Genomic DNA, 15,757 nt, shown 5'->3' with positions numbered 1-15,757 from the left:
CTTATGCTCTGTATGCTACGTTTCAATATCAAATCGAATAATTCTACCGGCCTCAATGTCTCTACGACTCACACCAAAAGTCCACTGCCGGGCATGCTCGCACTCCATAATGTCAGGTGGAACCCTCAAAAAATATTCCTGTTTTGTAGTCGTGCATACGACCTTCAGAATATTGAATGGGTCCAAGGTTTTCTTGGGGAACCTGGGCCGGAACAAAACCATACCGTTATCTTCATGGACCGGCTTCAGCTTAAACGCCTTCGCTATTCGTTCCATGCCGATTCTCGCGATAAAGATGCTGCGGACATCGACATTTTTAATTGCCATGATTTGTTTGGGATCAAGGGCCTCCGCTGGGGCGTGGTAAAGATGCTCGTCAACCTGAAGCCCGTTGATAAAAAACAGGCTCACCCCATTTTCTACCCACTCATCAGCCTTCTGGGCATTGACAAACTGGCCCTTACTTTTAATCTCTCCGCTTTCTCCATACATGACGAAGCCGCCTGTTCGGCCACGATAGGCACTACTGCTTTCAAGGCGATGTCCAGCGCTTGAAAGGTTCCATGTGTAGCCAACCATCACCGGAAGCCCTTCTCGCCAATTTCTGCAATCAAGCTTGCCTGAAATTTCGCAGCAGATTGAGCCGTCCTTGCGCTTTACAACCAGCCCATGTTTTTCGGGGATAAAATGATAAGCCAGCCGCCGGGTGCCTTGGTGATAAAACTTCTGCCAGACCACACGGCCATGCTTATATAACGTTTTACAGGTGCCGATGACGTCGTCCATTGCGCGCTGTTCTTTCCTTGTGCATAGGCCATCAAGCGCGCGGTTGGTGCCCTTACGAAAACGAAGCGTGGCCCCATTTTCCTTTTCAATTTTCCCATACTCGCAAAAAAACACCTGCTTGCCGGCATGGCTGATACTTTGCGTCGCAATAGACCCATCTTTTACAGTGATTACAGCCTTTGTGTGCTCCCCGGCTGCATCTACGTTCGAGATTGTAACGCGGCCATTCTCCAATACATGGTGGTACCCACGAATATTGCTCATGTAATTGGTCACACTAACAAACTTGCCGCCAAGCAGTGCGCTGCCGGTATTATGGTTAGAATCCATCTGCCCTCCTTCTGCTACTTTTTATGCGTCCTAATCGGCGGTTTTTCGCTTCTTCCCCATGCCTTCAAACTCCTGTTGGATTTTAACTTCATACTTTCCTTCGGAGAGCTTGATAGGGCCGTGTTCAGGGTGCGTGATTTCCCCGCCCTCTTTCCCGACCTCAATAACCATCCGGTCGGTTCCCTGGTTCGGGTCACCGAACATAGAAAGCTGCGCCTGGCCGCTTACCGCATGTTTATGGCCCGACTTTTCGCCTTCTCTAATGACATTTTCAGGCACAGGTACCGGGTCAAGTTTCTTTCTGCCCCAAGCATTTCCAGTTCTTATTCGTTCATATTCGTCGTCAGAGATCCGGAAAATTAAAACCTCTCCCTGCCTTGCCGCTTTAATTTTATTCATGTTTTCGACCTCCCATCCGGTACCAAAAACGTTCTGATTTCCCGTCGAAGGTCCAGCCGCTTTTTGACCAACCACTCCGGGACAAGCACTCGCCCAGGCAAAAACTGAACTGCCTCTCGCGGCAAATTCTCCAGTTTCGCACCGGTTCTGCTTGCCACTACATCAAAAGACCGGTCGTCTATTCTCGGAATTTCACTGATTTTAAGCGAATACCACGACTGCCTGCTTTTCGTTTGGTTCGTCATTTCACGTCGGTATCGCATGCGCCTTCCTCCACTCCAGGATGTCTATTGCTAATTTGCCAACAACGCCCGCGGCGGCCGGCCGAGGCAATCATCTTGAACCATTTTCAGGAGCCTTGCCGCCAGGGAAACGTCGCAATATGCGTCCACACAATCTCGTTCCAGGTTTCTTCTAAGAATGGACTTAACTTCGTCGTGGATGCCATCACTGCCAAGAACCTGGTCGATCGTGTCCCGTGTCTCCTTGGTCACAAAGTCAAGATTCGCGTTTGCCATGTCATGTTCCTTCCCATTATTCCTTCCCATTGCCCATCGGGCGCGCCCCCGCGTGATAAAAAAAACGGGGCCAGCAACCAGGAAACAATTTCCAGGCACCAGCCCCGTCGCCACAAGGGTGAAAATACTGCATTACTTCGCCTTACTTCGGCCTATTTCGTGTAGGCATTGATTCCTACGGTTACCATCGTCCCGGGGACGTTCACGTTTCCGCAGGTGGATGAAACTCGGACGGTTTTCCCAGATGCAGACCGTTGGCCCCGATGGGACAGATCAATTTCCAGGGTTAGTTTGTCGCCATTGACTTCGCCTTCGATGTTTTCGCCGAGCTGAAATTTTGCCATGATGATTCTCCTTTGATTAAATGATTAATGAATGGTGGTTGTTTTTTAAAAATGCTCGAGGTTTTTAACCTCGCTCATAAGCTGCCTGTCGTGAGTTGGCGCAAAATCATCTGCATGGGATCTCAATGCAGCCGTTAAAACGATTTTCGCTAAAACCATTTCTTTACCAGCATAATCCGGCCTGTTGATTGCCCCGCTTCGCAAAAGTTCATCGCACTTTATCTTTACGACAGAACAAAAATCTTCCAGCAGTTCGTTGATTATGTGGTTCATGATGGATTTGCCTCCTCGTTTGTCCGTAATCATTTAGTTTTATCCATATGCCATCACCCCGCTTTTCGATCCTGCCGTTTTATAATCGCGAACCTTGCGTTAACGGTTGACCCTATGCCAGAAGCAGGTCTTAGCTTTTCCTGATACTGGTCCCATTCTGCCTGCGTTGGGCTGTCCAGCCTCTCGCTGGTATTCTTTTTCTCGAAAACAAACATCCATCCGCTGCAATAATCTCCATGTTTGAGAACCAGGCAGAACCGGTCTGGACATTTATCTGGTTTTTCCCATGGCCCGAGAAACCCCGCTCTCTCCATTGTATGATCTGAGTTTTTCGGGCATTCTGGTTTTTCAAAGCTGTATTTTACGGCTCCGCAAGTCGGGTGCGTGCATTCCCATTTCGGCGCATAGATTTCTCCGGGGTTAACCATGCAGTCGATAACGCACCCCGGGTCACCGGCTGTTGTCCGAACACGAAACTGTGCATTGCATTTGTCGCAATACACCCCGGAATGCGAGAGGGAGGTGAAATTTCCTTCACCGCAAACCGGGCACTTCAGTTTTTCCCACTCGAACGGATTAAACCCGCCTATTTCCTCCACTGAAAACGACATTTGAAATTCCCTCCGTTTCTTGTTTTTTTCAGAAGACCACAAATTTATAGGTCCGTGATTATTCCCTTTTGTTCTTTTTTTCGTGCTACCAATAGAAAACCCGCCAAAGTGCGCGATTTGCGACTCTCCAGCGGGTTCTCTATTGGCCCCACGAATGGGGCGAACATTTCGTGACTTCTCACCAGCAATCGAGCGTTGAATATACAACCTCAGCGCCAATGAAAAAAGTATCAAGATCATATTCACTGGCGACATCATAGTCGCCGCAATCATGCACGACGAAAAACTCTTTTCCGCTTTTTTTCGCCGCCATATCCGCTTTGTCTATGGCATCTAATTTTCTCATATTGGCCGGCGCTCCTTTCTGCCATCGCATTTTACATCGCCGCGTGCTTATCTTGCGCCCGATACATCCTTGCGTCTTCGCTTATTTTCTGGCCTATTTTCACCATCTGGGCGGCCAGTGCTTCCACCATTGACAGTTCTCTTTTTCTTGCCAGGATTACCAGCGGGCCTTTCCCGTTGGCATATTTCGAGTTCGCAAAATCGCCCACTTGTTTCGCCAGACGGTCAAACATTTTCCCGGCTTCCTTCAGGGCGTCCTTGTCCTTCCCTTCGGGCATGTCGAAAAGTCTCAACTGGCTACTTTCCAGCCGGTACGCCTCGACTTTCGCCAACTGGTCTTTCGCGTTATTCGCTTTCAGTGCCCATTCAAGCGCTTTTTCCATTTTCACGGAATTCGGGAATTCCGCGATTTTCCGGGCCACCGCCTTCGGAAGCGCGCCGGCGTTCACCATCTGTTTCGCTTTTTCTGGAAGATTCAACAGCGGCAAATCCATGCTAATTGTCGCGACTGATTTCCCAACAGCCGCGGCCAGGCGTTCGATGTCAATTCCCAGGTCGAGAGCCTTTTTGTAACTTTCCACTGTATCCATCGGAGGCAGGTTTTTTCTTGTTTCATTGTCCAATACTTGATCCAAGAAAATGTCCCCGGCCGACTTTCCAGAGTCGTCAATAAATGCCGGAATTTCTTTTAAGCCAACCATCGCACTTGCCCGCCATCGGCATTCGCCATTGATCAGCATCCAGTCCACGTCAATTTCCGGGTCCGGATTCGGGCGAACCTTGATCGGGTTATTCAATCCCTCGGCCGCGATTGATTTTCCCAGCCCGGTCAAATAATCCATTAATTCCTGTGTCATGTTTGCCGTTTTTCTTGGCTGCCCAGGGTCGGGCGCAATCCTATCCAGTGCGATATTTTGCAGTTTGGTTTCCATAATCTCTCCCTTGTGGTCTTGCAGTTTAAAGTGAGTTAACCGTCTCGGGATTTTCTCCCAGTGTCACCAAGCAGCACGCGCCGGCACTTCAGCCGATCCATGCCGTTTGGTGGCCCCGGGAGGAGCCGGTGGGATATGGGGTGGGGCAAGTGGGGTTGTGTTTTCTCAATACGCTTTCCTCCTGTCATTTTCTGGACGCTGCCAATATTCCACCCGGCTGTTCATCTCGGCTCGTTGGCGCCGGATATCTGCAAACACATATGCCGCGACTTCCCTGTTGAATTGCAGCACCACTTTCGCAATTTTTCTTGGACGATTCATGACTACTGTTTCCATCCGACACCTCCTGTTTCCTCGGCCTGACATACCGCCGGGTTCCGCACACCAGGTGATATGACAAACGGCGGTTTAATATTGTCGAAAACAAGTCCAGATGCCATTTTCCGCTATAATCGCCCATGTTTTCCTCCATGATTAATTTGAATAGCGCCCTTCAAAGCTTCCATCAAAGCTCATGCCCAGTTTTCCAGCCATGCGCTTTGAAAGAAGGGCGGGCCGCTCACTCCGGATTTTCCAGGCCAAATTTTCCAGCCGAGATTTTCCAGGCGGACGGCCCGCCGATTTCAGTTCAAACTCACTCCAAATTAAAAAAAAACAAGGGGCAGGGGATACCTGCCCCGTATATGCAAAAAGAACCAACCGTTCAGACATGATTCACTCAGTTCAGTCACAAAGCCGCCTCAGTTGTCGCGCTCGTCCGTCCGTGATGCCAGGCATCAGGCGTTCATCCTCACCACGTCGGGCCGGAAGTCTACCACTGGCACTTCACTTCCTTGCGCTCACATCGGCAGCCGGCCTGTTACCAGACCTATGTGACATCACCAACCATGCCTTGCAGTTGGCGGTCCGGGGTGACTGGCCCCGACAGGCTACCGGCTTTCACACTCTTGACGGGACAGGTGCCAACAGCTTGCGAACCTGCTTCCGTTGCAGCGGCTACGATACCGCACCGACCATGTGATTCGGCACATGGAACCTATCCGCCGGGTTGTTAGGGTGGCCGGTGGCCTGCCATGATCCCAGAGAGTCTTGCACTTCACCCGGCAAGGCATCAACCCACAGCCAGCCTGCCGATCGAACTGTTAACATGGGAATCACGGCCGGATTATAGTTCACCGGCTATCCCGGGCCATCCCGTCATGGGTATGACTCCACCAGTGAGGCGACGGGCCTGCGTCCTTGGTGGTTGCGAATCCGGGCCGATGATCCGGTCAGCCGTGGCGAGGTGGCCCACTGCCGGGCGGTACGGATTGCAGGTGAAAATGATGAGCCATGCAACGAAAATGCATCAATACGAGGCATAATAATGCATGGCGCAAAAAGACAAAAAACAAGAGCACGTCAAAAGCGTATCAAACGATATGATACGTTTTTTGTTTTTGTGACTTGCTCTTATTCTTTAGGGATACAAAAAACCGAAAAATACAACCGGCGATCAAAATAATTTTAACTTTATTATGATCGCTGAATGTTCGGGTTTTTGATTCCTTCTTACATATTAGGGATACCATTTTGTTAAAAATACAACCATGAAAAAGAAAAAAAAATAAATAACTATATTAGGTAGATAAATGGCAATAAAAATAAAATTAGCTTTAAAAAATATAATTAAGATTGACAAATAATCATTTTTAAGGCTAAAAATAATCACGTAAACAATTAACCGGATCATTAATAACAATAGGAGGAAATTTTATGGAAAACATTATCAGCGAGGTATTAGCGATTTATGGAAAACAGGCCGAAAGAGCAAACAACCTTGATAAATCAATGGATATTGAGGCATACCGCGAATGCCTTCAATCGGCCATGGAAAAGGTTCTTACTACCAATGGGCAATGCATTAAGGATATTATGGATAAATACCAAATGATATCAGATATAAAAGGCGCTTTCAATCGCCTTGTTAGGAGGGAAACGGACTCATTAAAACACAGGAAAGTAAGACAAGAAAAACACGAAACATTTAGCATCGACGCAACATTTACCGATCATAAAAATATGGAAGTGAATCGTATTGAAATTATTGATTATAAACAGGTTCGGAATGCCGAACATAATGAAATGATAAGACATATCAAAGAGTTATTGAAGGATGATATTGACCGTGAAATATTTGTACAATATCAAGTATATGAATGCACTCAATCAGAAATAGCCGACTTATTAGGCATAAGTCAGCAAGCAGTGCAAAAAAGGATAACCCGGATAAATGCAGTGATTACAAACAGTAACCTAAGAAACATTTTAGACAGTCGCGCAGTTAAACAAATAGGAGAAATAACAGGGAAAAAGCAGCATATAGAGCAATCATACGACACAAGCCCGAATCCGGGCGCGTCTATTGCGCCCGATACCCATAAAGCCGATATCCGTAAAGCCCGACGGGCAGCAAGGGCAGCAAAGCAAGCGACTATCAATTATGCCGTATCATTAGGCAAGATAGGTATACCAACGAAAGAAAAGCCGGTTGAAATTATCGTATCAATGGGCGCGGGTAGCAATTGGTTATCAAAAAACTACCCGGCAAGGGTATAAATCTACACGGCAAAAAAAGACCCCAAAAACCCGCTTGCAAAAACCTTCGAATGCAAGCGGGTTTTTTATTGCCCAAACCATTATTGACAGTCAACCGATACAATGTATGGGTAAAAAAGCGATCGTTTGATTATGAGCCTGTAAAGCGCTTTAATTACGATAGTATTATATCAGATGAATACTGATAACATGGTATCGGTATTCAACCGTTTAATGGTTGTCTGGTATGCCGGCATGAGTGCCGGTATGCTGGTATGCCTATCGGTATCAACTTTATGTAATATATTGCATGGTGAAAGTTAATTAAGGCGTGTAAGCAATTAATATATTTATATATACACCTATATACATTTTTAGAGGTGAAAAGGGGGAATATGATATAAATTTAATTATACCAGTTAGTTATGCCAAACTTAATGGATATTATGAGGGATTGAATTAAAGATTGATGATAAAATAATGATAATAAATAGATACTATATATACCAAGTGGGACCGGCGGATATATTGATGCAGCCCCATATATGTGCAATAATTTTATTGTCCCATTGCAATGCATGGTTGAAAAATGTCTCTAATTAACATGAGACGTTAATCAGCCATTCCTTTGACGCGAAAGCATAACGCAAAAAGGGCTTGTCATAAGTCTTTATAACATATAAAGACTTATGAACCGGGCTTTTATGCGGATAAAAACGCACAAAACCGCATGAATAAATGATTTAAAAGCCATGCCCCCCCTTCAAAAAACATGACCCCCGGCCCCCTTTTGTGGCGCGACGGGTAGTGACCATAATTTTTTTTGTATATTTTCGCCCCCAAAAAACTTCCCTTATCAGCGCCAATTCATCAACAACTTTCACATAAAATTCCTCAGATTTTTACCAAAAAAAATCCTTGCATTCCAAAACAAAACAAATTAAAGCTAAAATTAGCCCTTAAAAGGAATAAAATAAACATTAGCATCAAATTAAAGCTCAAAAAAAATACATTTAAAATCGCAATAAAGTATCAAAATAGCCTTTAGATCGATCAAAATAATAGGCACAAGTACCTATATGCGAAAGAATTGTGCCAAGTGTGATTGCGGGTGCGAGCGGGTGTTCTTGCGGCGCTGCGCAATGATTTGACGACGAGAACGATTGAACGCCTGGAACAAATTGATATTTTGATTGTTTTTTTTTCATCCGGCCGCCCGGAGCGGGCACTGGATGATGATTTTCTGGCGGGTTAGCTTTCGGAGTTGGCGGAGGAGCTGACGGATGAATTGGTGGCGCAACTGACGGCAGGTTTGATGGAACGTGGGCGGTTGTACTGGGTTTTGGCATAGGTATAAGTACCTATGGTATGGCGCTTGGGATGGGTAATAATACGTATGGCGTGAGCGTGTACGTGGGTTGATTTGGCGTCGGGAGGGTTTTTGTATGACACCTTGGAGGACGGTTTTTGGTTTGGGGTCTCACGGGGGGAATGATGAGCAGCCGATTGGCAATGTGGCTGGTATTGTGGGCGGCGAGGCCGGCGAGCTGGCGGGGGTGAAGGCGGGGGCGAAGCTGAACACGAATTTGAACACCTGGGATTCGAACGCATGGAAGGATGATCCGCTTGGCGCAGTTTCACAAGACGATACGGCACCGAAGAACAATGTTGAGGAGGGCAAGGACGAGATCTATTTGGTTCCGATGGATTTGGTCCTGAGATATGTGCCTGCGGCATATCAAGAAGGGGTTGTGAAATACAAGCGGGAGTCTTGGCGGGGCGGGTTCAAGGTGTCGGTGCTGGTGAATGCGATTGCGCGGCATTTGGTTTGTTTTTTTTGGGGCGGAGAGGATTTGGATCGCGAGGCGGTTGAGAAGTATGGGATCAGGAAGACGCACATGGCGGCGATTATTTTTTGTTGTTTGTCGATATTGTGGACGTTGGAAGTGCGGCGGGATTTGGATGATCGGCCTGGGCGGTTGAGGGCGTGGCGGAAGAATGGTGGCGTGAATAGTGCTGGGAAGGATCGGAAAAAAGGTCGGGATGTGCCTGAGGCGCCAAGGTGCTGATGGTGTTTTCTTTGGGGGGCATCCGGGCGGGCCGGCGGGGGGCCGGGTGGGGGGCTGGGGTTGGGTGATCCGGAGGGGTGTGAGAGGATGGCGGGGAGCTTTGAAATGGCATCTGAGATGGCCACTGAATCGGAGCTGAAGTTCATAAAGAGTTTCGTGAGCAGCATGTCGCTTGAGCTGGATGGCGGCGCGGAAATTTTTGATGAGATTGTGCGGTTGACGGTGTGGCGGCCTGGGGCTGCGAAAAGGGTGGTAGCTTTTTTTAAGGAAGGTTTGAGAATATCGATGATTTTGAGTTACTCCGGCTTGGTTTTGATGCGCGACACGATTTTGGATGAGATAAAACGCGAGGACGAACGGGCTTTTGTTGCGAAGAAGACTCGAAAGTTTTGAGATATTTTGAGATATTTTTAGACAGTTGGTTTTTTGTTTGGACTTCTGGATTCTGGTTTCGTTTTGGTTTTCGTTCTTTTTTTTAACTGTTCTGGTTTAAAACAGATTGACTGGAGGGGTATTTAGCATGAGCGATAGGCGTTCGGTGACAGAGGAAGCAGACATAATCATTGATGCGGTGAGACGGCTCAAGAAGAAGCTGGATGAGCTTGGCGATATCAATAGCAAGGATGTTGATGTTGCGCTTGAAGATGCGAGGAAGCAGGCGGCGGCGAACGCGATGGAGGAGCGTGAACGGCGGGTGGATGGTGAAAAGAGAGAATTGCGCGACGAGAAAATTAGTTCTGGCGGGCCGAAAATGGCACCGGATGAAGGTGGTGTGGAGATCCAGGCGAAGGTTGGAAGGGTTCTGCCTTCTTTTCTTCCGATATGCTGTTGCTTGAGCGAATCACCTTGCAACTCATGCGGCCAGGTTGACGATGACGACCTTACGGATCTTTTTGGTGACGGGCTTGCGATGTATGATGATAAAATTGACGCGGTGGTGTTGGACGCAGGCATGATCAAGTCTGGAATGTCTGTTGTGACCACCAGGAACGGCGCGGGCACATTGGTAGTCGGCATTGTTGGCGGCGCGTCTGCTGCTCAGGTTGGGCAGTAGCTATGCCGATAGATAGGCAGCTTATAGCATCGGGCCGGAATAAGTTTGCCAAGGGTGCGGTTGATGGCAAGGACGGCAGCAAAGTTTCGTTCGTTTCGTGGGACATGATTAAAGACTGCGATGCGGAGACTTGCGCCATGGCGGCACTTTGCCCATACGCAAAAACGGGGATATGCAAAGTCGAGCAGCAATATATCAGGGCTGTGTTTTCTCCGCTGAACGAGTTGATAGAGGCCTCTCCGAACGCCTTTGTGTTTAATCAGGTGGGGCTACAGCTTATCCCGCTTTATCATCACTTGATCAAGCTCAAGATGATTGAGTTGTCGATTGGACGGGATGGTATGGTTTATAAGGATCCAAAGGGGCAACTGAAGGTCCACCCGATTTATAAAGAAATCCGGGATACGATGAACGCCATCAATAGGCAGTGGCGGGAGGGCGGGTTGCTGCATATAGCGCAAAAGGCTGGTTATCTGAGCGGCGCCGATGGCGGGACAACGCCAGAACTTCAGGACATTATGGAGAATGGGTATCCGGATTTCTATGAGAAAATGAGCACGGAATAGGCGCGATCGTCGCGCGTCCCAACAATATTGACTTTTTTGTAAAATAAAATTAGCCTTTAGAGGATTTTTTAACAATCTCTCTAAAGGCTAATTTTATTTATGCAAATGGGATCGAGCCGGGCCAAGATTAAAAAGCAGGGCGGGTCAAAGGCTGGGGGTACTGAAAGCCGTGGGAAGGCGAACATGGTGGCCAAGGACGCCGGCAAGCCAGCCGCGAAGGGTGAGCCGGACGGGCAGCGCAGGCCGAACAGCAAGCCGAATCAGTTGACTATTTACGACCGGTACCGGAACGGCGGCGACGGGCTGATAGCGTGGGCCGAGGAAAATGTACGGATCAAGATTGTTCCTGTCGGGATGAGCCACGATGTTTGGGCTCCGTTGAGCGACTTGCCAGACGAACCGAATCCTAACACTGGCCGATCGCCGAAATTCATGTGGGAAAAAATAAAAGAGGTTTTGCGAGAAGCCCTGGTGATGGAAAACGGGGTTTTTAAACATAACCTGATCGTATTTTGTTGGATGCGCGGCGAGGCGAAAACGTTTGCATCGATATTGATATTGATGTGGAAGTTTTTTTGTTTCCCTGGCCAGCAGATTGTGCTTTGCGCGAACTCGAAAGAGCAAACAAAATTTGTTCAGTACGATCAAATTAGAAACACGATTTTGAATTCGCCGCGGTTGCTTGCGCGGATCGGGAATAAAAATATTCAAGAAAAAGAAATTCGAATCAGGAACTCGGCCGGAAATGTTGTCTCTTTTATTCGGTCGATATCGTCATTCAGCGGTATCGTTTCAAACATCAGCGGGTTTGGATTCTCAGAAATATTTGAGATGAAGAAGCCGGAATTTTTTCAGCAGATACATGGGTCCATCCGAAACGTGATTAATGCGCTTGGTGTCATAGATTCAACTGTTTCGCCCAAAGATCATATTCTTTACACGATGTACCAGCTTGCCACAGGCAGGACGAAAGACGGCAACAAGCTCGAGGGATCCGAGAAAATATATTTTTCATATCGGTGTAGCCGTAATGGCGATTACAAAGACTATTGGCATCCGAACAATACCCAGGCGCAGCTTAATGCGTACCGTGCAACCTTTATCCTTGGAGGGTTTGAGCGGTATTTCATGAACCTGTGGTCGGCCGGGTCAGCAAAGGTTTTTTCAACTGAAATGGTCCAGGCCGTGAACTTTTTTGGCACAAGGGAACGAGGGCTTGAGCATTCCGCAGTCATGGCGCTCTTAAAAAAGAAAAACAACGCGATCGGGTATGAAGAATATATGACTGGCGAGGGGAATAATGAAATAGATAAGGGCGAATACATTGACAAAATTGACGCAGAGTTGATTCCGATGGAGATGCATTACAGCCTTCGGGGCGATGGCATTACGCCAGACATTGCGCCGTGCAGCGCGCTCGATCGACTTGGGGAAATACTTGACACTGAATGGTCGATAAGTGTCGGGATCGACCGGGCGGCCCCGATGAAAAGCAGGACCGCTGCGAAAACCATTATGGTGGTCCTCGCCAAGGGATTGCCGGGGAGTCTCCGGGGGAATGAGCGGTTTACCTTCAGCGACAAGGTTCCAAACTATTACTATCTTATCCTTCATGTCGTTTCTGTCCTTGACCATTCGCTTGAGGGGATGAAGGGACAGATTCAGCTTATCCATGATGAGTATGACGGCATAGACAGTTGTTGTGCTGAAAGCTGGGGCATGTGGGATCTGGCTGAGTGGGTGAAGTCAAAATATGATGTTCCGATGGAGATGATACCCAATGCGTCATATGACCGACAACGCGCTGCCTTCACCGAGATTTATAATTTAATGAACACCGGCAGGTTGAAGGGGCCACCATCGGGATGCCATGGGATGAGGCGCGACGATATCGTTTCGGAAGAAATGGATATTTTTGACCATGATCCAGACAGAAGGTGGTTTGGGTCACCGGAGAAGGACCACAAGAGCGGCATACAGGACGACTTTATGTACGCGCTTGCCTATGCTGTTTATGGCAGCCGGCTGCTGACAGTTGACGACTTCAGGCGAAGAAGGTCAAAATCGTTTTGGGGATACCGGGTGGATCCGGTTGGGCTGCTTGGAAAATATTGATTTTTTATATTGACTTTTTGAAGGAATAAAAATAGCTATTATATAATATATTATTATCTTTTAAAGAGCTATTTTTATATTTTAGAGGTCAATATGAGTGGTGGTTTAGACGAAAGGGTCAAGAACGCCTTGCTTGACCTTCCTGACGATGTTTTGTCAACGGTTGTTTTTACGACGCCATGGCAGCCACCCTTCGGCCGGAATGAGCATTCTGACGCGGACGGTTTTGCGATTCCAGGACGATCGCCTTCGTTATACAAAAAACTGTCAAGGGAAGAAATCCAAGAGGAGTGCTTTAACAAAGTCCATTCGAACCCGCTTGTTAACACATCCATTCGAGGCACAACAGGCCGCATAGCAGGCCTTGGCTTTGAAACGACCTCATACGTTTTTGAGATAGACGAGGCGATTAAAAGCATCTTTAACGACCCAAGGAACCGGCTTTATTATTTCTGGCCGAAGTTTATTGCGCGGTCGAGCATAGAGGGAGAGCTGTTTTTGTCTCTCACAGTCCATGACGATGGATTCGTTGAGGTAGACTTCATTGACCCTGCAAACATTTCTGGCGGCGGAACAGACGACACCGGGATTATTTTCCATCCGAGAAAAACCTTAATGCCCCTGTTCTACAATATAACGTGGAAAGACGGGGAAAACGGGGCCGAAAAAAAAGAGCAGGTCCCGAGCATCTTTATAGCAAGATACCCTGATCTTATAAATGTGGCAAAAGGCTGCGACGGCTACGAAATAGAGATGCAGGCAAACAGCCGGGCCGCCAAGGGTGATAAAAAATTTAAACATCTTGGAGAATTCAGGCGGTTTATTGTCTCATGGGACAAGGGGTTTGTGACAAGACGGGCAGTTGCCTATATGCGGACCGTCCTTGAATGGTTAAACCTTTATGAAAATTTAAAGAAGTATGAGATCGATCACAAGAAAAGCGCTGGGGCTTATGCCTGGGTCTTTACGTTTGAAGATATAAAGTCATTCAAAAATTGGATGGCGCTTTCTGATACTGAAAAAGAGCAGAGCGCGATATTCGCGCCGTCAAAGCCAGGCCAAAAAATGATTCTCCCCCCTGGGCTTAAAGCTGAATTGAAAAGCCCACAACTTCCGCAGATAAGTGATTCAGATACAGACATCCTTGAAATGAGCGTTGCTGGCCTGAACGAGCCTGCGGATGTATCTACTGGCTCAGCCAAAGGGACTTATGGGAACATCAAGGCTTCCCGTGGGCCATTCGCAGACAGGACGAGCGACGAAATCGCTGCGCATGATTCGGTTTTTATCAATGACTTTTGGGGGAGCATCTTCTTCCTCAAATCCGCAGTGTCTTCATTCCCAAAGCATTTTGGCGTTAAAGAGTGCGTCGGGTTTAAAAACAAGAAGCCGATATTCAAAACGATCAAAAGGCGGCCGGAGGAACTGATCGAGGTCACTCACCCGGTTTCTGAGATGATAGATTTTGAAAGTAGATCAAAAGGGCTTTTAGGATCCAAACACGGCCCGGTGTCAGAAACCGTCGGCCGCCCGTCATCTGAGATTTCAAAAGGCCTTGGGTTCGGTGGCTATGGCGCCGCTCGCCGGCGGAAGGCGACCGAAGACGATCAGTTCCCGGATTTGGTTTACAATCTTGACGCTGAAGCGCTTCAGGAAAAAACCGAAGGAGAGAATGGCGAGAGCGGACAAACGCCAGGAGACGAAAAGGCGCCAAAAGCGAAATCCAAAAAGACAAAAAAGCAAGCAGGGAGTAAAGGCGACGGCGCTGAATAGGGGCATCTAATCCAACGTAGATAGGATCGGCGATTATGTCACAGGGTGATGGGCTGCAAAACGATTTTGTTCAAGGCGACATGATTGCCAAAACCGACTTGAAAGCGGCTTTTTTGGCGGCTCTTAAAGAGTTTTCTCGCGATGGCGGGTTCGGGTGCTGCAAGGAGCGTTGCACTGAAAAATGCGGCTTTGGCCCAGTTGATCATGCGCGGATGCATAGGGAAGCGGCCGCCCTGGTCGAGTCTGTAAGTGGATCCGAAAAGATATTTAAAAGCGGGGTCATGAAAGCTATCACGGCTGTTATAATCGCTCTTTTTGGGTTTGGCGCTGTATCGCAGCTTTTATCTTTTATTTCAGGACTCTCAGAAAAAATAAAAATTTTACAATAAGATGATTCGGAGGGTTTTAGCATGGCGATGTGGAGAAATGACACGAGTATCGCTTATAAGGTTGAAAGCGTTGTAAACGGGAATGCCGTGCTTGTTGACGTGCTTCCGGGTGGGTCTGTGTTGGCTTACAACGACCTGTCTGTAGACGGGTTCACGAACACCGATAATGGCGTAGTCGTGAAAAAAATAGACGATGGCGTTTTGTGCGAGGCTGTTATTATCGGGCTTGCAACTGGAAACGGTTCTTTTGTTGTCCCCGAGATAAAGTCTTTGCTTGGCAAATATATCCAAAAAATAATCACAACGCCCGGGGCGGATGCAGCGGAACCGGCGGCTTACACGATATCGGTCGCGGATTCAACGGGAGCGGTAATTTTCACCGTCGCTGCGAGGAGCACGACTGTTACGGAACGATATGATGTGCCAAAAAATTTGGGATACAATGAAGTGCTTGATAAGCCATGGACGGTCACGCTTACAGGGTTGGGCGAAGGGAACACGGCTTCAGTTCGGTTGATCTTTAATTAAATGGGACCGCGCAACGGTGGGGTAGTTTCGCTAATCTAAAATTGACCCCTTTTGGGCACAAACGATAACCCAAAATTGACCCCCCTTAAGCACATCTCTGATATTGAGATTGCCGACAGGCAATTCACAATTATCGGAGGAAAGGAGA

At 47.7% G+C, this 15,757-nt stretch carries 20 protein-coding genes; 9 read left to right on the top strand and 11 right to left on the bottom strand.

From position 1 onward, the window contains the following. Positions 1 to 15 precede the first annotated feature (15 nt). The 11 genes from RBT11_19685 to RBT11_19635 all read right to left on the bottom strand — a co-directional run bounded on the left by RBT11_19685 (position 16) and on the right by RBT11_19635 (position 5,714). A complete protein-coding gene (locus tag RBT11_19685) occupies positions 16 to 1,116 on the bottom strand; it encodes a hypothetical protein (GenBank protein ID MDX9789006.1) in 1,101 nt (366 codons plus the stop codon). Between the two features lie 30 nt (positions 1,117 to 1,146). Beyond that, on the bottom strand, positions 1,147 to 1,515 hold the full coding sequence (locus tag RBT11_19680; GenBank protein ID MDX9789005.1) for a hypothetical protein: 369 nt from the start codon (positions 1,513 to 1,515) through the stop codon (positions 1,147 to 1,149). After that, the gene (locus RBT11_19675; GenBank protein MDX9789004.1) at positions 1,512 to 1,778 is read right to left on the bottom strand and encodes a hypothetical protein; all 267 of its coding nucleotides are present in this window, start codon (positions 1,776 to 1,778) and stop codon (positions 1,512 to 1,514) included. The genes RBT11_19680 and RBT11_19675 overlap by 4 nt, the downstream gene beginning before the upstream one ends. A 30-nt stretch (positions 1,779 to 1,808) precedes the next feature. Next, entirely contained in the window at positions 1,809 to 2,033 is a 225-nt protein-coding gene (locus tag RBT11_19670; GenBank protein ID MDX9789003.1) for a hypothetical protein, read from the bottom strand. A 152-nt stretch (positions 2,034 to 2,185) separates the two neighbouring features. Beyond that, entirely contained in the window at positions 2,186 to 2,377 is a 192-nt protein-coding gene (locus tag RBT11_19665) for a hypothetical protein (protein MDX9789002.1), read from the bottom strand. 45 nt (positions 2,378 to 2,422) lie between these two features. Continuing rightward, entirely contained in the window at positions 2,423 to 2,650 is a 228-nt protein-coding gene (locus RBT11_19660; GenBank protein MDX9789001.1) for a hypothetical protein, read from the bottom strand. Positions 2,651 to 2,703: 53 nt separating this feature from the next. Next, positions 2,704 to 3,261: a hypothetical protein gene (locus tag RBT11_19655; GenBank protein ID MDX9789000.1), complete on the bottom strand. Its 558-nt coding sequence runs from the start codon at positions 3,259 to 3,261 to the stop codon at positions 2,704 to 2,706. Positions 3,262 to 3,439: 178 nt separating this feature from the next. Continuing rightward, positions 3,440 to 3,607 carry a hypothetical protein gene (locus RBT11_19650; protein ID MDX9788999.1) on the bottom strand — a complete coding sequence of 56 codons (168 nt, stop codon included), beginning with the start codon at positions 3,605 to 3,607 and terminating at the stop codon, positions 3,440 to 3,442. 31 nt (positions 3,608 to 3,638) lie between these two features. Beyond that, positions 3,639 to 4,538 (bottom strand): ParB/RepB/Spo0J family partition protein, encoded by a 900-nt coding sequence (locus tag RBT11_19645; protein MDX9788998.1) that lies wholly within the window; start codon positions 4,536 to 4,538, stop codon positions 3,639 to 3,641. Between the two features lie 165 nt (positions 4,539 to 4,703). Continuing rightward, complete coding sequence (locus RBT11_19640) at positions 4,704 to 4,874, bottom strand: hypothetical protein (protein MDX9788997.1); 171 nt, start codon at positions 4,872 to 4,874, stop codon at positions 4,704 to 4,706. Positions 4,875 to 5,534: 660 nt separating this feature from the next. Further along, entirely contained in the window at positions 5,535 to 5,714 is a 180-nt protein-coding gene (locus RBT11_19635; protein ID MDX9788996.1) for a hypothetical protein, read from the bottom strand. Between the two features lie 579 nt (positions 5,715 to 6,293). On the opposite strand from RBT11_19635, the gene RBT11_19630 reads away from it, so the two are divergent. The 9 genes from RBT11_19630 (at position 6,294) to RBT11_19590 (ending at position 15,609) form a co-directional block, all read left to right on the top strand. Further along, positions 6,294 to 7,136: a sigma-70 family RNA polymerase sigma factor gene (locus RBT11_19630; GenBank protein MDX9788995.1), complete on the top strand. Its 843-nt coding sequence runs from the start codon at positions 6,294 to 6,296 to the stop codon at positions 7,134 to 7,136. A 1,424-nt stretch (positions 7,137 to 8,560) separates the two neighbouring features. Continuing rightward, positions 8,561 to 9,184 (top strand): DUF5664 domain-containing protein, encoded by a 624-nt coding sequence (locus RBT11_19625; protein ID MDX9788994.1) that lies wholly within the window; start codon positions 8,561 to 8,563, stop codon positions 9,182 to 9,184. 60 nt (positions 9,185 to 9,244) lie between these two features. Next, the gene (locus RBT11_19620) at positions 9,245 to 9,577 is read left to right on the top strand and encodes a hypothetical protein (protein MDX9788993.1); all 333 of its coding nucleotides are present in this window, start codon (positions 9,245 to 9,247) and stop codon (positions 9,575 to 9,577) included. Positions 9,578 to 9,704: 127 nt separating this feature from the next. After that, the gene (locus tag RBT11_19615; protein ID MDX9788992.1) at positions 9,705 to 10,238 is read left to right on the top strand and encodes a hypothetical protein; all 534 of its coding nucleotides are present in this window, start codon (positions 9,705 to 9,707) and stop codon (positions 10,236 to 10,238) included. A gap of 2 nt (positions 10,239 to 10,240) precedes the next feature. Further along, positions 10,241 to 10,804, top strand: coding sequence for a hypothetical protein (locus RBT11_19610; GenBank protein ID MDX9788991.1), 564 nt, complete (start codon positions 10,241 to 10,243; stop codon positions 10,802 to 10,804). Between the two features lie 99 nt (positions 10,805 to 10,903). Continuing rightward, entirely contained in the window at positions 10,904 to 12,919 is a 2,016-nt protein-coding gene (locus RBT11_19605; GenBank protein MDX9788990.1) for a hypothetical protein, read from the top strand. A gap of 93 nt (positions 12,920 to 13,012) precedes the next feature. Next, positions 13,013 to 14,692 carry a hypothetical protein gene (locus tag RBT11_19600; GenBank protein MDX9788989.1) on the top strand — a complete coding sequence of 560 codons (1,680 nt, stop codon included), beginning with the start codon at positions 13,013 to 13,015 and terminating at the stop codon, positions 14,690 to 14,692. A gap of 80 nt (positions 14,693 to 14,772) precedes the next feature. Further along, positions 14,773 to 15,081, top strand: coding sequence for a hypothetical protein (locus RBT11_19595; protein ID MDX9788988.1), 309 nt, complete (start codon positions 14,773 to 14,775; stop codon positions 15,079 to 15,081). Positions 15,082 to 15,102: 21 nt separating this feature from the next. Beyond that, complete coding sequence (locus tag RBT11_19590; protein ID MDX9788987.1) at positions 15,103 to 15,609, top strand: hypothetical protein; 507 nt, start codon at positions 15,103 to 15,105, stop codon at positions 15,607 to 15,609. The last annotated feature ends 148 nt before the right edge of the window (positions 15,610 to 15,757 follow it).

Source organism: Desulfobacterales bacterium (assembly GCA_034003325.1).
Lineage (GTDB): Bacteria > Desulfobacterota > Desulfobacteria > Desulfobacterales > JAFDDL01 > JAVEYW01.
This window is presented reverse-complemented; position numbering and strand designations above follow the sequence as displayed.